This is a genomic window from Thalassotalea euphylliae, assembly GCF_003390335.1.
GTDB classification, from domain to species: Bacteria; Pseudomonadota; Gammaproteobacteria; order Enterobacterales; family Alteromonadaceae; genus Thalassotalea_F; species Thalassotalea_F euphylliae_B.
In genome coordinates, this window is the sequence record NZ_QUOU01000001.1 from 578,452 (window position 1) to 598,221 (window position 19,770).

The 19,770-nt window shown below is 46.4% G+C and carries 12 protein-coding genes, 1 pseudogene and 1 riboswitch; of the genes and pseudogenes, 4 read left to right on the forward strand and 9 right to left on the reverse strand.

From position 1 onward, the window contains the following. Positions 1 to 73 precede the first annotated feature (73 nt). Positions 74 to 703, reverse strand: a complete 630-nt coding sequence (locus DXX93_RS02565; protein WP_116006671.1) for a dUTP diphosphatase — start codon at positions 701 to 703, stop codon at positions 74 to 76. 146 nt (positions 704 to 849) lie between these two features. Continuing rightward, positions 850 to 2,667 (reverse strand): DUF885 domain-containing protein, encoded by a 1,818-nt coding sequence (locus DXX93_RS02570; RefSeq protein WP_258872568.1) that lies wholly within the window; start codon positions 2,665 to 2,667, stop codon positions 850 to 852. 241 nt (positions 2,668 to 2,908) lie between these two features. Here DXX93_RS02570 and DXX93_RS02575 point away from each other — a divergent pair, with 241 nt between their 5' ends. Then, on the forward strand, positions 2,909 to 3,724 hold the full coding sequence (locus DXX93_RS02575) for a class II aldolase/adducin family protein (RefSeq protein WP_116006672.1): 816 nt from the start codon (positions 2,909 to 2,911) through the stop codon (positions 3,722 to 3,724). Between the two features lie 38 nt (positions 3,725 to 3,762). On the opposite strand, the gene DXX93_RS02580 is transcribed toward DXX93_RS02575, so the two are convergent. The 4 genes from DXX93_RS02580 to folE2 form a co-directional block, all read right to left on the reverse strand. Next, the gene (locus tag DXX93_RS02580) at positions 3,763 to 5,535 is read right to left on the reverse strand and encodes a sensor domain-containing diguanylate cyclase (RefSeq protein WP_116006673.1); all 1,773 of its coding nucleotides are present in this window, start codon (positions 5,533 to 5,535) and stop codon (positions 3,763 to 3,765) included. Positions 5,536 to 5,698: 163 nt separating this feature from the next. Beyond that, positions 5,699 to 7,132, reverse strand: coding sequence for an FAD-dependent oxidoreductase (locus tag DXX93_RS02585; protein WP_116006674.1), 1,434 nt, complete (start codon positions 7,130 to 7,132; stop codon positions 5,699 to 5,701). A 17-nt stretch (positions 7,133 to 7,149) separates the two neighbouring features. Continuing rightward, on the reverse strand, positions 7,150 to 11,610 hold the full coding sequence (gene gltB, locus DXX93_RS02590; RefSeq protein ID WP_116006675.1) for a glutamate synthase large subunit: 4,461 nt from the start codon (positions 11,608 to 11,610) through the stop codon (positions 7,150 to 7,152). Positions 11,611 to 12,112: 502 nt separating this feature from the next. Next, entirely contained in the window at positions 12,113 to 13,039 is a 927-nt protein-coding gene (gene folE2, locus DXX93_RS02595) for a GTP cyclohydrolase FolE2 (RefSeq protein ID WP_116006676.1), read from the reverse strand. A 286-nt stretch (positions 13,040 to 13,325) separates the two neighbouring features. Here folE2 and DXX93_RS02600 point away from each other — a divergent pair, with 286 nt between their 5' ends. Next, the gene (locus DXX93_RS02600) at positions 13,326 to 13,670 is read left to right on the forward strand and encodes an Hpt domain-containing protein (protein ID WP_181902121.1); all 345 of its coding nucleotides are present in this window, start codon (positions 13,326 to 13,328) and stop codon (positions 13,668 to 13,670) included. A 12-nt stretch (positions 13,671 to 13,682) separates the two neighbouring features. On the opposite strand, the gene arcA is transcribed toward DXX93_RS02600, so the two are convergent. From arcA to DXX93_RS02615, 3 genes are all read right to left on the reverse strand, one after another. Then, complete coding sequence (gene arcA, locus DXX93_RS02605; protein WP_116006678.1) at positions 13,683 to 14,384, reverse strand: two-component system response regulator ArcA; 702 nt, start codon at positions 14,382 to 14,384, stop codon at positions 13,683 to 13,685. A gap of 200 nt (positions 14,385 to 14,584) precedes the next feature. After that, positions 14,585 to 16,198 carry an ATP-binding protein gene (locus tag DXX93_RS02610; protein WP_258872569.1) on the reverse strand — a complete coding sequence of 538 codons (1,614 nt, stop codon included), beginning with the start codon at positions 16,196 to 16,198 and terminating at the stop codon, positions 14,585 to 14,587. A gap of 250 nt (positions 16,199 to 16,448) precedes the next feature. After that, positions 16,449 to 17,510, reverse strand: a complete 1,062-nt coding sequence (locus DXX93_RS02615; RefSeq protein WP_116006679.1) for a class I SAM-dependent methyltransferase — start codon at positions 17,508 to 17,510, stop codon at positions 16,449 to 16,451. Between the two features lie 245 nt (positions 17,511 to 17,755). Beyond that, positions 17,756 to 17,928: riboswitch (Lysine riboswitch) on the forward strand. A gap of 79 nt (positions 17,929 to 18,007) precedes the next feature. Here DXX93_RS02615 and dapA point away from each other — a divergent pair. Both dapA and DXX93_RS02625 read left to right on the forward strand, forming a co-directional pair. Then, positions 18,008 to 18,907: pseudogene (dapA, locus tag DXX93_RS02620) on the forward strand (4-hydroxy-tetrahydrodipicolinate synthase); the annotation flags it as partial. Between the two features lie 97 nt (positions 18,908 to 19,004). Next, positions 19,005 to 19,757: a 2,3,4,5-tetrahydropyridine-2,6-dicarboxylate N-succinyltransferase gene (locus DXX93_RS02625; protein ID WP_116006681.1), complete on the forward strand. Its 753-nt coding sequence runs from the start codon at positions 19,005 to 19,007 to the stop codon at positions 19,755 to 19,757. The last annotated feature ends 13 nt before the right edge of the window (positions 19,758 to 19,770 follow it).

Here is a 19,770-nt window from a genome sequence, read left to right on the forward strand (position 1 = left end):
TTATTAATGAGCCACTATTTCTTATTTAAACCTGAGGTTAAATAGAGCGTATTCGTGTTTAAAAGTTTAGGTGCTAGCTTGGGTAATTGGCGGCTAGCGCATCGTACACTTGCTGCTGGAAGTCATTGGCGCTTGTATCAAGCTTAGCGACCACGTCTGCCAATACTTCGTTATCTTCTTTACCGTGCCATACTTTGATGTAAGTACCTTCTTTGTAGCCGTAATCTTGGCGGAAAAAGTTCAGTGTGTTTTTACCAACGTATTGACGAAACAGTTCATCTAAATCCATATGCATTAATCGCATACAGTCAGCAAATGCTTGCGCGTTGAACTCACGGTTACTAACGGCAGCCGATGCCAGCTGCTCTAGCGCTAATTTGAAGTCGGTTTCATCGCTGGTGTGTGCCAGTTCATCGGTAAGCGTGGTCGCAATGTCATCAACACTTGCGCCCGTCATTAAGCGCAGGCTTAAACCAAAGTGGAAAATGTCGACCAATTCCAGCTGTACTTGAGGCACGTCAATTTCTTGGTGCTTCCACCATTTCCAGCCGTGGTGATCCAGCATTTCCGCACACTCAACCCAGATGGCGCGATACCACTCGTAACCATTCTCGCGCCAAGTGTCACTGACTCGGCTATTCATTGCATCTTGCATCGCCAACATTTGGCTAATTTGTGTCGTGGCGACAGTTTGTGTGCTCATTCTTTACTCTTTTTCACTGGGATGGAAATCAAAGGCTATAGTTTGCCTAACGGCTTTAGGCCATGCAAGCAATCCGTTTGGGATTGCCCAAAAACAAAGCCAGACATTGCGTCTGGCTTTTTTAGTTTTATATTGGTTTCGCGTCGTTAAGTGCTTTCGATATATTGCTCAATTAGGCGTTCGAGGATGTCTAACGGTACCGCACCATTTTTCAGAACGACATCGTGGAAATCGCGCAGATCAAAGCGCTCACCTAGCACTTCCTTAGCACGCTCGCGCAGTTCGAGAATTTTCATCATCCCCACTTTGTACGCCGTCGCTTGACCTGGCATGACAATATAACGCTCGATTTCTGAGACTACATCAGATTGCGCCATTCCCGTGTTCGCTTTCATGTAATCGATGGCATGTTCACGTGTCCAACGCTTAGCGTGAATACCTGTATCAACGACTAAGCGAACAGCGCGGAACAACTCCGCCTGTAGGCGACCAATATTGTCGAATGGATTTTCTTGGAAGCCGAGCTCCCACGCCAATTGCTCGGTGTAAAGTGCCCAACCTTCGGTATATGCCGTAAAGGGGGAAATTTTACGAATAAAAGGTAGGCCCTCTAGCTCCATTGAAATGGCGATTTGGAAATGGTGGCCCGGAATACCCTCGTGATATGCCAAGGTGCGCATACCGTATTTGGGCGTTGCTTTGATATCGTAAAGGTTGGCAAAAAAGCGACCTGGGCGAGAGCCGTCTATCGCCGGTTGTTGATAATAAGCACCCGGCGATGTTTTTTCTTTAAATTCAGGAATGCGTACCACTTCCATGCCCGCTTTTGGGCGAATGCGAAATGCATCGTCGAGACCCATTTCAATTTCATCGAGGATTTTTTGGTAGTCGATAAGAATTTGTGCGCGGCCTTCGTCGCTGTCTTCATAGTAAAAGCGTTCGTCAGCAGCAAGAGCTTCGATAGCGGTGCTAAACCCTTGCGCAGTGTCAAAACCTTCTTGCGTTAAGATAGCGAGAATTTCATCTTGAATGCGCGCCACTTCAGCTAAACCAATTTGGTGAATCTCGTCAGCGGTGTAGTCTGTTGTGGTGAAGAATTTAAGCGCGGATTGGTAAGCTTTGTCACCATTGGGTAGTCGCCAAAAACCATCGTCAGTGCCCGTTTGTGGCTTGATACGCTCAAAGTATTCAATAAACAGATCATAGGCAGGGTAAACGTAGTCGTTAATATTGCTCTCTGCACTTGCCAAGAGTCGAGACTTATCTTGTGCGCTAACGTCTTGCGCTTCATCGAGTTTACTTGTTAACGAGGTATAAAGAATGTTCTCTTGCGCGGGTGTGGCAACAAACGCCTTCATTTCGTCAAGTACGCGATCGACGACAAAGCGCGGCGGTAAAATCCCTTTTTCTGTACGCAGTTGGATGCCTGCCAGACTCTGTGCGAACTTGACGCGAACTGCTTCCAGCCTTGCGAGGTAATTTTCTGCATCTTCAACCGTGTGAACTTGGTGTTGCGCTTCCATAAAGCTTGGGTAGCCATTTTGCACACCGAATAATTGGTTTACTGGGTAGTTGTGATAACGAAACTGCTCTGATTCTTCACCAAACTCCAGCAAGTATAGGGTGATTTCCTTTGATAACTTGTCACTCTCAGAAAGGCTGCTATCGTCATAGCTGAGTAAAACCCGTTTGATCTCAGGGATTTTCTCATACAACTCATCGGCTCGGGCAGGGCTGTTGTCATCGAGCTTGGCGTTGTGATCTTTGATGCCTAGCGACTCTAAAAAGCCTAATGACGTTAGGGTTTCTGGGCTTTCAAAGGCAAATTGAATGAGGGTGCGATCGAGAAAGGCTCGAAAAATAAAGGGCTTTTCGGCTTTCCATTCGTGTGCAGCGAATGCGCCTGCAAGCACTAGCAGTACCAACAAGCCAAGTAGTAAACGTTTGAAGATAGTTTTTATCATGATTAACTCTTATTGTTATTTTCCTGCTTAGACTAGCACTCTTGTTATGATAAATCAGCAACCCATTTTTTGAGCTAGAGAGGACGTTAACACCTTGTCAAACCTTGATTTATGCACCCTTGCTATCCTGAACGCTTATTCCCCATACTTATGGTTGGCTATTAATTAATATCATTGGTGTTTACTCCTCGGTTGTCTAGTATTTAGGTAATCTAAGACTGGTAAAAATAAGGGATCTGAGATGACTGCACTTGCTAAGCCGACACAAGCCACGGTTAAAAATTTGACGCGCGGTAGTGAGCAATTTGAAGTACCAAAACCGCCTGTATTTGATGATGTGATGGCGCAGCGTCAGTATGATAAGCAGCGTTTGGCTTCTGCGTTTCGCGTATTTGCCATGAAGGGATTTGACGAAGGGTTAGCAGGGCATATTACTGTGCGTGATGCGGTCGAGCCTGATTCCTTTTGGGTCAACCCACTTGCCGTGCACTTTTCGCAAATCAAAGCGTCAGATTTAGTGCGTGTCGATCACCAAGGCAACATTGTCGAAGGGCATCATCCAATCAATAATGCCGCTTTTGCTATTCACTCTCGTATTCACGAAGCGCGACCGGATGTCAATGCCGTTGCTCATGCCCACACCACTTATGGCCGCGCGTTTGCTTCGTTAGGCATTAAGCTTGAACCTATTTCTCAAGATGCTTGCATGTTTTACAACAATCACGGCTTGTTTAGCGAGTTTACCGGTGTTGTTGCTGTGGCTGAAGAAGGGGACTTGATTGCCAAGGCACTGGGACAAGGCTCGGGGGTTATTTTGCAAAATCACGGTTTACTCACTGTCGGTAAAAGTGTTGATGCCGCAGCTGCTAACTTTGTCATCATGGATAGTTGCTGTCACAGCCAATTGCTCGCACAGGCGGCGGGCGAGTTGGCGCTAATACCAGAAGAGGTTGCGATACAGACACAAAAAATTAATGGCTCAGACTATGTGACTTGGGGGAATTACCAGCCTATGTATGCGCAAGTATTGGCACAGGACAATAGCTTTTTGGCGTAACTGAGTTTTTTAAACTTGAGTCTCAAGCTTAAAACAGGTTATCGGCGGCTAGCGTCACGCTGGTCGTCGTGATATTCCACCACTTGATTTCTTCCGGCGTGTTTGGCGCTGTATAAGGCTATATCCGCACGGCTCACTAGCTGGTTAGGGCGTAGCTCTAATAACTGATCGCAGATGATAAAGCCGACACTGACCGTCACCACTTGCGGGTGGTTTTCTTTGGTGTACTCATGAGGGATCGCCAGTGATCGTATTTGATCACAAATGCGTTGTGCCGCCTGTTGGCAGTAATCATGGTCGGTATTGCTCAACATGACAATGAACTCTTCGCCGCCATAGCGCGCAATAATATCGCTGGGACGTTTGGTGATATCCGCTTCATTGAGCAAAGTCCCGATGCTCTTCAAACAAATGTCGCCCATTAAGTGACCGTAGTGATCATTGTATTGTTTAAAGTAATCAACATCGAACAAGATAATGGCGAGCGATTTTTCGTCTCGTAAGCAACGTTGCCACTCTAAATTCAACTGGTTATCGAATTGGCGTCGATTGTATAACCCCGTCAGGCTGTCAGTAGTGGCAAGGACAGCGAGTTCTTCATTGGCCGCAGATAATTCTTTTTGGATTTTTTCTAAATCTGCGGTGCGCTCTTTAACCCTTTGTTCAAGCTCCGCATTGGTTTGTTCAATCTTGGCGCGGTGCTGGCGCTGTAAGCGAAAAATTAGCTTGAGTAACAAAGTCACCATGATCAAGGTGATACTAAACACCTGAATAAAGGTATTACGCGTTCGATAGTAAGGCGCTAATGCTTCTTCCACATTAATTTCGGTGGCAATACCAAATTGGAAGTTGTGATCCCATATCCAAGCGCCCATGACTGGCACGCCGCGATAATCGAGGTAGCCTTGGGTATTCACACCACTCTTACCCTGCGTAGCTTGCGCTGCCATCAGAGTTAATGGGCGCTGTTCATAGGGCAAAGCGGGTTGGTGATCTTGGGTAAGAACGCCGCCGGGATCTTTGAATTGAATATTGAGCATGCCGCTTTCACTAGTGCCCAAAATATTTAAAGTGCGCAACTGATCGCCAAAGCGGCTTTCCGTTAATAGCTGGCCAGACTCATCAAAAGCATAGGTTTCACCGCTGTCACCAATGCGCCCTAAAGTGGTTACGCTGGAAAAGTATTTTTTCGGGTTGATACGCAGCGCTAATGCGGCGATGACTTCTTGCTCACGGTTGACTATCGGCGCAACGAGAAACATGGTTGTGTCTTGTTGAGGTTGTGAAGCCTTGCTGGTTTTCGTTGAAATATGGGCGCTTATCGGGGGAATAAATACTGTTTCACCAGCAAAAGCTTTGGCGAGCAGCGCCGGCTTTTGCTGCGCAATGAGATTAAGGGTACCTAAGCTAGCGTTGTCCATCGCCGCAATCGTCACCTTGTTAGGCGCGACAATAAAAAAGCCTTGATCGCCAAACTTGCGAATAATGGGAGAGATAAATGAGCGAAACGATTTTAATGCCTGGCTATCGGCAAGCGGCACCTTGTTGTTATGATCATCCAACATACGTTGTGTCAAGGCTGCCACACCGGTGTTCTCAGCGATACTGGACAGGGCAAAGCGGCGTTGCTCAACCAAAATATGATGGGCTTCTTGCACTGTCAGTAATAAGGTTTGCAAATTATCGCGAATTTGCTCAGTGGTCGAGGCTTTGATTTGCTGTAATGCCACCACAGACAAAAGCACCACGGCACCCATAAAAGTGGTGATAAGGATAATAGCGCGGATGGTTTGTCGCTTAGATTGCTGCACGCATTACTTCTCTTGCCTCGATACGCGTCTCTACTATAGCACCTTTAACTGTTGATAACATGGTCAATGTGGGCAAAAAAAGGGCGCATGATATTGAGGTAAACCAATATCATGCGCCTGCTACTGTTGTTCGTAACTCGCGTTGTAAACTGAACGTCAGCGGTTACACGGCGATCACTTGTTCGCTGTAAACAAAGTCTAATATGCCCATCGCGGCTTTACGGCCTTGGTCTATTGCGGTCACGACGAGGTCTGAACCCAAGACCATATCGCCACCGGCAAAGATATTATCAGCACTGGTCTGCAGCGCAAATTCACTCTTGTCTGTAGCAACCACACGGCCTCTGGCATCGACTTCAACACCGGCATCTTTCATCCACTGTGGTGGGCTTGGCAAGAAACCAAAGGCAATAACAACGGCATCGGCTTCCATGACAAACTCAGAGCCTTCAATCGGCTCTGGGCTGCGACGGCCATTGGCGTCTGGTTGACCGAGCTGAGTTTTAACAAAGCGTACACCAAGCGCGTTACCTTGCTCATCAATGGCAATATCAAGCGGCTGGAGGTTGAACGCGAAGTTAACCCCTTCCTCCTTGGCGTTTTGCACTTCACGTGGTGAACCGGGCATATTGGCTTCGTCGCGGCGGTATGCACAAGTAACCTCACTTGCCCCTTGGCGTACTGAACTGCGAACACAGTCCATTGCGGTATCACCACCACCCAGTACAACAACTTTCTTACCGCTAAAGTTAACGTAAGGTTTAGTGTTTTCGGTTATCCCCATAATGTGTTGAGTGTTGCCAATCAGAAAATCAAGTGCGTTATACACACCACTGGCTTGCTCATTGGCAAAACCACCTTCCATGTCGGTGTACGTCCCCATGGCGAGGAACACGGCATCAAATTCTTGGCACAAGGCATCAAATTCAATATCAACGCCAATGTTAGTGTTTAGCTGGAACTCAATGCCCATACCTTCAAAGATTTTCCGACGGCGAATCACCACGTCTTTTTCCAGTTTAAAGGCCGGAATGCCAAACGTTAGCAGGCCACCAATTTCTGAGTGCTTGTCATAGACCACACAGTCAACGCCATGGCGAGTTAATACGTCAGCACAGGCTAAACCCGCTGGGCCTGCGCCGACAATAGCAACGCGTTTCCCTGTTTTTACGACATTTGACAGGTCTGGTGTCCAGCCTTGTTCAAATGCGGTGTCGGTAATGTATTTTTCAATATTGCCGATGGTAACCGCGCCAAATTCATCATTTAGGGTACAGGCTGATTCGCACAGTCGGTCTTGCGGACAGACGCGACCACACATTTCTGGCAGGCTATTGGTTTGGTGACAAAGCTCAGCTGCCTCGAAAATTTTGCCTTCAGTCACTAACTCCAACCACTGTGGAATATAGTTGTGCACCGGACACTTCCACTCGCAGTAAGGGTTACCACAATCTAAACAACGATCCGCTTGTCCTTTACTTTGATCGCTGCTCAGTGGTTGGTAAATCTCAACAAAGTCAATCTTACGCTGTTCAATCGCTTTTTTCGGTGGATCGATGCGTTTTACGTCGATAAATTGATAAACATTCTTACTCATAATGACTCCTCCACCGCTTATTGCGCTTGCACGCGCAGTTCTGCCGACGAACGGGTTTGATGGCCTAACAGGGCGTTTACATCCGTTGCTTTGGGCTTGATCAACTTAAACTTAGGCGCGTAATTATCGAAATCGTTCAATATCGCTTGTGCTCGTAAGCTGCCAGTTTCCTCGAAATGTTGGTTGATAATGCCGCGTAAGTGCTCTTGGTGAATGACCAAGTCTTCAATCGCTAACATTTCAATCGATTCGGTATTCAAACGAATTGCTAAATCATCGGCTTCATCAAGCACGTAAGCGAAACCTCCTGTCATACCAGCACCGAAGTTCAAGCCAACTTGACCTAAAATGGTGACGATACCACCTGTCATGTATTCACAGCCGTGATCACCTGTGCCTTCAACAACCGCATGGGCACCTGAGTTACGCACACCAAAGCGCTCACCCGCGCGGCCACAGCCATACAAGCGACCACCAGTTGCACCGTATAAACAAGTATTTCCCATGATCATGGTTTCGTGACTAGGGTATGCCACGCCCTTAGGTGGCTTGATGGTGAGTTTACCGCCGGTCATGCCCTTGCCAACATAATCGTTCGCGTCACCCGTTAGTGTCATTTCCAAGCCGCCAGCATTCCAAACGCCGAAGCTTTGCCCGGCAGTACCGCTCAGGTGTAGCTTAATTGGGTTACTCGCCATCCCTTGATCGCCATGTTGTTTGGCAATTTCACCAGAAAGTGCAGCACCAACAGAGCGATCGGTGTTGTTAATGTTAAATCGGAATTCAGCCCCTGTTTTGTGAGCAACAGCATCTCGTGATGCATTCACTAACTGTTGGTTGAGCTTGCCTTCATCGAATGGAATATTCGCTTCAGTTTGGTGTAATGCCGTGTGCTTACCCGCGACCACTGGCGCAATAATGGGCGATAAATCCAGTTTTTGCTGTTTAGCGCTAATGCCTTGTAATGGCACCAGTAGATCGGTGCGGCCGATAATCGCGGTTAAGCTTTCAACACCCAATTGAGCAAGAATTTCGCGCACGTCTTGCGCGACAAACTTAAAGTAGTTCATGACTTGCTCAGGTAACCCCTTAAAGAACTCTTCGCGAAGTACTTCGTCTTGTGTTGCAACACCTGTTGCGCAGTTGTTTAAGTGACAAATACGCAAGAATTTACAACCTAACGTGACCATAGGCGCGGTGCCAAAGCCAAAGCTCTCAGCACCTAAAATAGCGGCTTTCACAATGTCTAAGCCCGTTTTTAGGCCGCCATCAACTTGCAAGCGAACTTTATGACGCAAGCCATTCGCCACCAGTGATTGGTGCGCTTCAGCTAAACCAATCTCCCATGGGCAACCGGCGTATTTCACTGAGGTTAGCGGGCTGGCACCTGTACCACCGTCGTAACCTGAAATGGTAATAAAGTCAGCGTAAGCTTTTGCGACACCGGAGGCGATAGTGCCAACACCAGGACCGGAGACCAGTTTCACTGAGATCACGGCCTTAGGGTTAACTTGTTTTAAGTCAAAGATGAGCTGAGCTAAGTCTTCAATCGAGTAAATATCATGATGAGGTGGCGGTGAAATGAGTGTCACCCCAGGGACAGAGAAACGCAGTTTTGCGATTAATGGCGTCACTTTGTCGCCCGGTAATTGACCGCCTTCACCCGGCTTGGCACCTTGTGCAACTTTGATTTGTAGCACGTCAGCGTTCACTAGGTAATGTGGCGTTACACCAAAACGGCCAGAAGCGATTTGCTTGATACGTGAATTTTTCACTGTGCCAAAACGGCGCTCGTCTTCACCACCTTCACCTGAGTTAGAAAATCCACCGAGGCGGTTCATGGCAATAGCCAGCGCTTCGTGCGCTTCAGGGCTTAGTGCGCCAATCGACATGGCGGCGCTGTCAAAGCGTTTAAAGAGATCCGCTTCAGGCTCTACATTAGCCAGATCAATGGCTTGTGTATCGTCTTTTAAGCCAAGCAAGTCGCGCAATGCGGCAACCGGACGGTTATTGACTTCATCGGCAAACTGACGGTAGTCGTCGTAGTTGCCCGTTTTAACCGCATTTTGTAGGTAATTTACAACATTAGGGTTGAATGCATGGTACTCACCACCGTGCACATATTTAAGTAAACCGCCGTGGTCAACTTTTTGGTGCGGTAAAAATGCGCGTCGTGCCAAGTTGATATTGTCTTGCTCGATATCGCTAAAATCTGCACCCTCTAAGCGGCTTGGAATATCAGGGAAACAGGTTTTCATGATATTACTATTTAAACCGATAACTTCGAACAAGCCTGCACAGCGGTAACTGGCAATGGTCGAAATGCCCATTTTAGAGAGAATTTTCAGTAAGCCTTTGTTGATACCGTTGCGATAATTTTCAATGGCTTGGCGAGCAGGTAAGTCAAGTTGTTCTTTCTCTACCATTTGCTCAATGGTTTCAAACGCAAGGAATGGGTAGATTGCGGTTGCGCCCAACCCCAGTAGTACCGCAAATTGGTGAGAGTCACGCACGGAAGCGGTTTCGACAATAATATTTGAATCACAGCGCAGTTGCTCTTCTACTAAGCGTTTTTGCACTGCACCAACGGCCATTGCCGCCGGAATTGGCAGTAAGCCTTGATGAATTTGGCGATCCGATAACACTAAAATGACGGTATTTTTGTCACGGACGAGTTCAACGGCTTCGTCACACAAGCGACTAACCGCAGCTGCTAAGCCTTCACTTGGGTCGTAGTGCAACGTTAACGTGTCTGAGCGGTAATGCGCTTGATCTAATTCGCGTAGCTGTTTCAAGCCCGTATACATCAACACTGGCGTGTCAAAGATAATGCGGTCAGCGTGGCCTGTTGTCTCGTTAAAGACATTGTGCTCTCGACCAATACACGTGGCCAGCGACATCACATAACGTTCACGCAATGGATCGATGGGCGGGTTGGTCACTTGCGCAAATTGCTGGCGGAAATAATCGTAAAGCGTACGAGGCTTACTTGACAGCACAGCCATTGGGGTGTCATCACCCATTGAGCCCGTCGCTTCTTGACCATTCTCGGCAAGCACTTTAACAACTTGGTTAATTTCTTCGTAGCTGTAATTAAACAGCTTGTGGTATTGCGCCATTTCTATGTCAGAAAAAACGCGTGTACCAATTTGATCAGCATCTAATTTATCAAATGGCACTAGACGACGAATGTTTTTATTGAGCCACTCGCGGTAAGGGTGACGAACTTTTAGTTCATCATCGATTTTATTCGAATCAAAGATAGTGCCAGTGTAAGTGTCAATGGCGAGCATTTCACCGGGGCCAACACGGCCTTTTTCTAGTACCTCGTCTTCACCGTAATCCCAAATACCCACTTCCGATGCCAAGGTAATAAAACCATTGCGCGTAATAACATAGCGAGCAGGGCGCAGACCATTTCGGTCTAAGTTACAAGCAACATGACGGCCATTGGTCATAACAATACCTGCGGGGCCGTCCCATGGTTCCATGTGCATTGAGTTGAACTCATAAAATGCTTTTAGGTCATCGTCCATGGTTGGGTTATTTTGCCACGCCGGTGGCATTAACAAACGCATCGCGCGGAAAAAGTCCATGCCACCTGCTAGGAATAACTCGAGCATGTTGTCGAGCGAAGACGAGTCTGAGCCGCTTTCGTTAACAAACGGGGCTGCGTCTTGCAAATCAGGTAGCAGTGGCGAATTAAAGCGATAGGTTCTTGCTCTTGCCCACTGGCGGTTACCTTTAATCGTATTAATTTCACCATTGTGTGCAAGGTAGCGGAAAGGTTGGGCTAAATGCCATTGCGGTGAGGTGTTCGTTGAAAAGCGCTGGTGGAAAACACAAATGGCGCTTTGCATGCGAATGTCTGCCAAATCCAAGTAAAAGTTTGGCAAGTCGACAGGCATCATTAAGCCTTTGTAGATGGTCACTTGACATGACAAGCTGGCAATATAGAACTTGTCATCGTCGATGCGCTTTTCTGCACGGCGCCTTGCCATATATAGGCGGCGCTCTAAATCGCGATTACGCCACCCCGGAGGTGCATCAACAAATATTTGCTCAATCGTCGGCAAATTACTTGCCGCTATTGGTCCCAAAATTGACTTATCGGTTGGTACGACGCGCCAGCCCACAATGGTCAGGGTTTCACGTGTGAGTTCTTCTTCAAATATTTTCTTTGAATGAGCGGCAAGCGTTGGATCGGTATTGAGGAAAATCATACCAACGCCGTATTTGCGGCCAAGTTGCCAACCGTTTTCTTCTGCGATGGCGCGGAAGAAGGTATCTGGTTTTTGCATTAATAGGCCGCAACCATCACCCGTTTTACCATCAGCTGCAATACCACCACGGTGCTGCATACGATCTAAGGCGCTTATCGCAGTTTTTATCAATTTGTGACTTGCTTCACCCTTTTGGTGAGCAATTAAACCGAAACCACAATTATCCTTTTGTGTGTTGGGATCATATAGCTGCATTATTGTTCTCCAAGCATTTTATTATTCGCAGATACAGGCCATGGGGTACGAATAAAAAGACGATAATAGTGAATAAATATACCCGTATGCGCTATAAGCGAACCACAAACACTAGCGACAAAAAAACAGGTCGTCAACATATATAGAGTATTTGCTCGTAATAAATTTTCATAATAATCGCTATTTTTATGGCTTATTTATTGATGGGTGCGCCAATTTAAATCATTGTTTGCACAAAAGTTGAATAAATGGTCAATGTTGGGGCGGGCTAACTTATATAAGAGTTTATCTTGTAATTTAATTACAGTTTAAAGGTGGGAGGAGGATTATTGAGAGGCCGTGTATTAATATTCAAAGTTAGTTTTTTTTATTCATAATTGTTCTATGCAAATGACAAAACCTAGCAAGGTTAAAAAGTGACGATAAAAGCTTAAAAGATAAAACAATAGCCATAAAAAACCTGCATTAGCAGGTTTTTTATCATTTACTTTAGCGCTAACGTTTACGCTTGATAACCGCCTTCAACGCCTTTTGTGGTGACACTCACTGCGTCATGTGCGTGCAGCGATTCGAGGTGGTTCACCTTAACCCAGAAGTCGTCGTATTGTGATGCACTGTTCAATGCGTGCTGGAGTTTGCGTGCTGCGTCTTCACAAAACATCAAGTTTTGGCCATTCAGGCGGGCAAACTCTTGCTCATCTTCCCGTTTAACTGCTGCTTGCACTGGCGTTTGCAAGGTGTTTTCTAGCACATCGACCAGATCAATAATGGGAAACTCGGTGACCGAAGGATTAAGTTTGACTTTTACTTGCGCAATTGAGCGTTGACTGTGCGGGGTCGCAACAATACCTTCTGTGCTACCTAACCATTCGTGAATCGCACTTTTATCGATACTGTCTTGTTGTTCAAAGTGATCTAAGAAGGCGCGTTGAATCAACTGACGAGCTAGCGCCGCAGAGCAAGGACAAGTTGAGGAATAGCGCACGTCGATGGCTAACTCTATTGTTAAGTGCCCTTGATTAAGCTGCCCAGTTAAGGTCACTGGATAGGCTTTCCAACCTTGCTTACCACTGATGAGCGATTTACGGCGCAAGTGGTAATCAAATTTGAGCTGTACTTTAGCTTGATCGCTCAACTCTTGATGGGAGCTAATAAAGCCATCAAGCAGGGCGGCTAAGCTCTGAAAGTTAAGGGTATTGTTATTAGACAGTTCATCGAGCAATAAGTACAGGCGAGACATATGTATGCCCTTCGCTTGCGGCTCTTTGAGGTTGACAAACGCATCAATATGGGCAGACACCATACGTTCTGGCTGGTCTTTTGAAACCACCATCAATGGCATTTCAATATTGCTCATTCCAACCCAATCGAGCTTTCCCTCAGTTTGTGCTGTGGTGTGATTGGCGATGTCCGGCATTGATGTTGGCATTAGTTCTCCGCAATATCAGTAGTAATACCGATTGGTATAAATCTAAACAGGCTACTTTGGCTAACATTTCTCAAGTGCTTCAAAAACCGTACATTATGTACTGTTATATCGGCTGTTTTTGCTAGCAAAATGGGCGGCTATTCTGAACGAAAATCCGGCTAAGATCAATATCTGTAGCGGCATAGTCTATGTTGTAAAAAGCTTGAGTATCGCGATTTTAGATTTACATTATTTGGGCAAAACATTAGGCTGTCAAAGTGTAGTGAATATGAGGAAAAATACCGTTATGAGCGAGCTTGTAACAATAGATAAAGCGCTAATTCAAGGCTACTTAGACAACTTAGGTGGCACTGTCGTTAATCAAATGCTTGAACTGTATAAAAAGCAGTCTAGTGTGTATTTAAGCGAAATTGAGTTGGCAGTCAGTGAACAAAGTCAGCAGCAATGGCAAGAGCGTTGCCATAAAATGAAAGGTGCGGCCGGTAGTGTTGGTTTACTGAGCGTCCATCAATTTCTGGTGGAAATTGAGAAATCGACTGCACCTTGGCCACAAAAAAGCGAGCTTATAGCCCGCTTAGTGAGTGCTAACAACAATGCGATTACTGAATTTGAGCGTTGGTTAGCTGCTTAATTCGAATTGACGTTAGTCAATGCTACCGACAAAGCGGTAGCCTTCACCATGGATGGTGTTGATCAGCTCTGGCGTTTCTGGAATTGATTCAAAGTGTTTGCGCAGACGGCGAATGGTGACATCTACCGTGCGATCATTAGAGCGTAAATCGCGACCAGTCATTTCTTTAATCAATTGTTGGCGAGAAACAATTTGTCCAGCGTTTTCAATTAATAACTTGAGTGCGCGATATTCACCGCGCGGAATGGGAATAACAGCACCATCCGGTGTGGTCATTTTACGAGAGTTACCGTCAAGCGACCAACCGTTAAACTGCAACAACGCATTGTCTGGGTCAGATTTAACTTGCGTAATACGGCTCAGAATATTTCTCGCGCGAATGGTGAGCTCGCGTGGATTGAATGGCTTGGTTAGATAATCATCGGCACCAATTTCAAGACCTAAAATTTTATCGATATCGCTATCGCGGCCCGTTAAGAAAATTAAGCCCATGTCACGGTTAGCGGTTAATTCTCTGGCCAGTAACAAGCCGTTTTTACCCGGTAAATTGATATCCATGATCACCAAGTGAACTTTTTGACGGCTAAGCTGCGCATCCATCGAGTCGCCATCAACTGCTTCAGATACCTGGTAGCCTTCTGCTTCGAATAAATTCCGTAAATTAAATCGGGTGACGTCTTCGTCTTCGACGATAAGGATATGGGCTTTTTGCATTTTCGGTCCGTTGTTTAACTGGTATCTGTGCTAAATGTTTACTTGATTGTGTTGTTACTTGATTAAGTGTCGCCAGCAGGTGCTTTGCAGCACTGAGTGAAGATTACTTTTTATCTTAGTCGTTAACATTTTAACAAACAATATGAGGGACTTCACTAAAGGGTTTGTCACCTTTTGTACACTACTCTAATTTAACCCATTTATTCTTTCAGTTGAGCGGGAAAGGATATTTCAAATTGCACCCCGGTAGCCTGCTCAATATCAAATTGAATATTGCCGCCCAGCGCCTGAGTTACTAAGTTATAGACTAAGTGTAAGCCCAGACCACTGCCGCCTTCGCCACGTCGGGTGGTAATAAAGGGATCAAATATTTTGCTTTTGATTGATGGGTCAACCCCTTGGCCATCATCTTGGTAGGTGATGTGCAGTTGGCCACTTAGCTGCATCACACTGATAGTGACAGTACCTGAATTGGTTTGACTAAAGCCATGAATCAAGGAGTTCACGATTAAGTTAATCAGAATTTGATTGATCGGGCCGGGTTTGCTGATAACCGTCAGCTGTTGTGGGCAATCAATCGCAAATGCAACGGTTTTGCGTTTGAGCTGAGGAGCGAGTGACGAGATAACCTCATCGATAAGCTGACGCACATCAAAAGCACAATCCGCTTCACTACTTTGGTTTACCGCCACTTGTTTAAAACTTGAAATTAACTCAGCAGCGCGATGTAAGTTTCGACTAACAATGCCGAGATTCTCGGTGCTTTCCTCCAAGAAACGACGTAGCTGGCTGGCTTTTAGAGTCTTCTCATCGAATGCCGTGCGAATCTCACTGAGTCTATCCGCGAGTAGGCTAGAAGCAGTTACCCCTAAGCCTATGGGCGTGTTAACTTCATGGGCGACGCCGGCAACCATATCGCCAAGTGATGCCATTTTCTCACTTTCCACCAGTTGCCCTTGGAATTGGTGCAGCTTTTCTAATGTTGATAATAACTCTTGGTTAGAATCTTTTAGCGCATCGGTGCGCTGGTTAAGTTTGTCTTCTAGCTCTTGATTGAGTTTTAAGGCTTGTTGCTCGGTCGCTTCTTGCTTTGCGATATGACGCTCAATTCTGCTCAGCATAGTGTTGAGGTTGCTCGCGAGTAGGGCAAATTCGTGGCTGTCCATCTCGCCAATACGGTCACTAAAGTCGCGATTTTGGGACAGCTGACGAACTTTCGAAATAATACGATTCGTCGGTTTTACAATAGCTCTGTGCATGCGATTAACAAGCAATGCACCTAAAACAAGCACTAAGATGTAACCGACCGACAAGGTAATCCAGGTAGTTGTTTGTAGTTCATGGTAACTATTGGTGTCCAGTTGCAGGTAGGCAAAGCCAATTGTCTTGTCGTCAACTGTTATTGGGCTAGTGTACTCAATGATGCTGTCGGTGATCAGGGGCTTTTGATAGTCACCAAGGTGTCTGGTTTTCTCTGGTATGGCGGGAAAGCTTTGCTTGTTGTAACTGGCAAAGAACACCAGTTCATCGTTTTTGTAACGGTAAACATGTACATAGTTGAAACGGGGTAAATTGGATAAACGCTTGAGCACCTCTTGATATTCGCTGTAATTATCGTTTTCGATAAAAGCCACGGCGCGGCTGCTAATGATTGCTGCGCGCTCTTGAATGTCCTGTTTGAGTTCAACACTGAGATGGTCAAAGACAAAGTGGGAGACAACCAAGTGTCCGGCAAAAAAGGCGGCGGTGACAAAGGCGGCCATCAACAAGTGGAATTTGCGGCGAATAGAGGTAATGTGCTTTGCTGGGCTCATACGTTGATCTTAACTACTCAATTTATCTCTTAATTGCAGGCTTGTAACTGCTAGCTTGAACGATGCCGACAAGTCATTAGGCTAACCATAGCTCGTTGCACATATTTGTGGGCGTTATTTTTAGCAAGCGTCTTCTTTCAGTCAATATCATTAAGGCATTGGTTGTCAATGCTTGGTTTTTTATTAACCGACAGCTCGTGTTTAATGACAAAGGTGATACTTAGTGTCGCTGTGGTTTGGTATTAGCAAATCACTTACCATGCTTTTGGGCGTAATAAATTGTAAAGCCGCGAATATTCGCGTGGCTACTCAGCATGTTAAACCCTTCCTTTATCATCGGCTGATATTTTAAAAAACTATTGGCGACAACCGTTAACGTGCCTGACTTAGCTAAGTATTTAGGGCATTGACGTAAAAACTGCTCAGTGGCTGCATAGTGTGTTTTTAACCCTTGATGAAATGGTGGGTTGGTCACAATGTGATCATACTTACCCGACACTTCTGCTAAACCGTCTGAGGCAATGGCATCGCCGATTAAGTTATTTATCGCTAATGTCTGTTGTGTTGATGCCACGGCAAGTGCGCTAATATCGAGTGCACAAATTTCAATGTTGTTGAATTGCTTGGCGATATAGGCACTAATAACCCCTGCACCACAGCCAAAATCTAATATTTTACCGCGGTAGTCTGCCGGTAAATTTTCCAACAAGACTTGAGTGCCTTTATCTAGGTTCTTTTGACTAAACACGCCAGGCAATGCGGCGATTTTGAGATCGACACCATTCACGGTTAACGGGTAATAATGGAACCATTCCTCAAGTGAAAAGTGGTAATCACCCGCGATAAACTGCCCAACATAGAGGCTGCAATGACGCGCCGAATCCAACTTGTGGCAATTACTGACATAGCTTTGACTTAATTTGGCAACCGATTTGATCCCGCCTTTGTTCTCGCCCACGAAAAGTAATCGAGCGTCATCGGTTAAGTACGGAGCCAACATGGCGAGCGAATAAGCTAACTCGGCTTTGCTTTTCGGAAAGGCAATCACAGCTAAGTCATAAGTAGGCTTAGGATTCGCAGGGGATGCCTGCATAAAAGCAGCAAAGCTATAGCTAAGCTGGGGGGAGCTGAGCTGCGCGAGTTGTCCTGCCGCCAGCTTGTTGTTAGTAAAATAGTGGAGTTGGCACTCAGGGTGGGTAGCGAGCCATTCTTGATGTAAGTGATCAACGGGAAAGTTGACCAGTACTGCGCGTGAGCATGCTAGTTCATCAATGTTGCGAATAAGTACCTGAGATAAATTCGATAATGCCATGAAATTTCCAAAGTGCCGTGAAAAAGTGCGGTGAGTTGACTGCCCACCTTAATTACCGTGCAAAAACAGCGAGTAAAAATAGCCGCTAAAATTAGCCGAAAAAGGGCGCGAAGGCGCAGTTTACTTGATTGTCTGGCTGGGGTATAGCGCTCTATTGACATTAGAGTAAATGTTCGATGTAATAACCGCGTCCTTATTCCACCGTGTTGATAACAGTGTTTCTCGTTGAGATCAGCACGGTGAAAAGGGCCAGAAGAGGAGCGTTAACCAGGTAGTTAATGTCAGGAGATCAAACTCCAGTGACCATTAATGAGGGGGATTAACGCCGAGATGAGTGTATTTTTGATTGATACATTTGTCGGTTGTGCAGGCTGAATCCTGGCAACTGTCACCCATTAGGTGGAGAGCTTCTGGCCTTTGTTTTATCGCCTGCGCTTTTTGCTGCGGGCAAAAAACAAATGCCGATAAGTTCTCCGAACGAAGTGAGTTCGAGAGAAATGAACCCTGAAATTTCTTATTCTTTAGCTAACGTGACGTTACCCAAATTCCCCTTGTGGACTGCGTTAGTCACACCTTTCGCCGAGTGTGGCGCCATCGACTTTGCCAGCTTGTCGCGTATTGCTCGTCAGCAAGCTGCCACAGGTAATGGCTTGTTACTACTTGGCAGCACAGGCGAAGCCTTATCCCTTAGCCCTGAGCAACAGTTTGGCATTGTTAACTATGTTGTTGAGCTTAACCTGAATGTACCCATCATGGTGGGTGTGGGCGGTTTTCAATTACTGCAGCAATTAGATTGGATTGAGCGCTGTAATCAACTCAATATTGATGCGTTTCTATTGGGCGCGCCCCTTTATGCTAAACCGGGGCCAGTCGGACAAGAGCAGTGGTTTTCAGCACTACTCAATGCCAGTGACAAACCTTGTATGCTTTACAACGTGCCGTCTCGCAGTGGCGTGACGCTAGCGGTTGAAGCGCTGACAAAACTTCAACATCACCCTAAATGTTGGGCGCTTAAAGAAGCCAGTGGCAACCTTTCCCAATTTGAACAATATCGCAGGGCTTGCCCGAACCTAGTGATGTACAGCGGCGAAGATGCGCTAATGCCTGAGTTAGCGGTACATGGTGCACAGGGGCTAGTGTCTGTTGCCGCCAATGCTTGGCCACAAGCAACAAAATTATACGTTCAACAATGCTTGACGCACGCCGATGTTGACCGTTCGCTCTGGCAAAGCGCTGTTGCGACATTATTCAGCGTTGCCAACCCCATTCCGGTCAAGGTGCTGATGCATGAAAATGGCGACATTGACTCGCCAGCCCTGCAATTACCACTGACGCATTTCGAACTGACTGACACGCAGGCCATTATCGCCGCCAACGATGCAATAGAAGCATGGTATCGCGAGCAAACTTCAGCACCAGTCACCACCGCCACCAGACGGCAAGCACAAAGCGCATAATTCACACTTTCAAGATTTCGATTTACAGGTATTTCAAATGACTAATTGGCAAGCAGTATTACAACAAATGGAGCACGGCGAAGTACGCGCCGCAACGCAAGATGAACAAGGGCATTGGCACGCAAATGTAGAAGCTAAGCAAGCGATCTTAGCGGCCTTTAAAGCAGGCGAAAACATCGCGTTTGACGGCAATTATCAAGGCTTCGTTGATAAACACAACTTACCCGCACGCCAGTTTACACCTGCCGATGGTGTGCGTTTGGTGCCAGGTGGCTCATCGGTGCGCGCCGGCGCCTATGTTGCGCCGGGCGTAATTGTGATGCCACCCGCTTACATTAATGTGGGCGCTTATGTCGGCAAAGGCACTATGGTTGATAGCCACGCTTTAGTGGGCTCGTGCGCACAAATTGGTGAAAACGTGCACCTGTCAGCTGCGGTACAAATTGGTGGCGTACTTGAACCCATTGGTGCTAGTCCTGTTATTGTTGAAGATGATGCCTTCTTGGGCGCAGGTGTTGTGGTGGTCGAAGGTGTGGTGATTAAAAAAGGGGCGGTATTAGCGCCGGGAGTTTCACTATCGGCTGCTATTCCCGTGTTTGATTTAGTGAACAATCGCCGTTTAGAAAAAGGCGAGCCGATTCCAGAGCGCGCGGTAGTTATTCCGGGCACCCGTCCTGTAACTGGCGAATGGGCGCAGCAACAAGGGTTAAGTATGGCCTGTGCACTCATTGTTAAATACCGTGACGAGCAAAGTGATGCGTCACTCGAACTAGAAGCTGTGCTTCGCTAATTCGCTAGAGTAA

Bases quoted from the DNA above. Each gene is read 5' to 3' on its own strand.
- DXX93_RS02565 (WP_116006671.1), bottom strand. From the start codon at position 703: ATGAGCACACAAACTGTCGCCACGACACAAATTAGCCAAATGTTGGCG.
- DXX93_RS02570 (WP_258872568.1), bottom strand. From the start codon at position 2,667: ATGATAAAAACTATCTTCAAACGTTTACTACTTGGCTTGTTGGTACTG.
- DXX93_RS02575 (WP_116006672.1), top strand. From the start codon at position 2,909: ATGACTGCACTTGCTAAGCCGACACAAGCCACGGTTAAAAATTTGACG.
- DXX93_RS02585 (WP_116006674.1), bottom strand. From the start codon at position 7,132: ATGAGTAAGAATGTTTATCAATTTATCGACGTAAAACGCATCGATCCA.
- gltB (WP_116006675.1), bottom strand. From the start codon at position 11,610: ATGCAGCTATATGATCCCAACACACAAAAGGATAATTGTGGTTTCGGT.
- folE2 (WP_116006676.1), bottom strand. From the start codon at position 13,039: ATGCCAACATCAATGCCGGACATCGCCAATCACACCACAGCACAAACT.
- DXX93_RS02600 (WP_181902121.1), top strand. From the start codon at position 13,326: ATGAGCGAGCTTGTAACAATAGATAAAGCGCTAATTCAAGGCTACTTA.
- arcA (WP_116006678.1), bottom strand. From the start codon at position 14,384: ATGCAAAAAGCCCATATCCTTATCGTCGAAGACGAAGACGTCACCCGA.
- DXX93_RS02610 (WP_258872569.1), bottom strand. From the start codon at position 16,198: ATGAGCCCAGCAAAGCACATTACCTCTATTCGCCGCAAATTCCACTTG.
- DXX93_RS02615 (WP_116006679.1), bottom strand. From the start codon at position 17,510: ATGGCATTATCGAATTTATCTCAGGTACTTATTCGCAACATTGATGAA.
- DXX93_RS02625 (WP_116006681.1), top strand. From the start codon at position 19,005: ATGACTAATTGGCAAGCAGTATTACAACAAATGGAGCACGGCGAAGTA.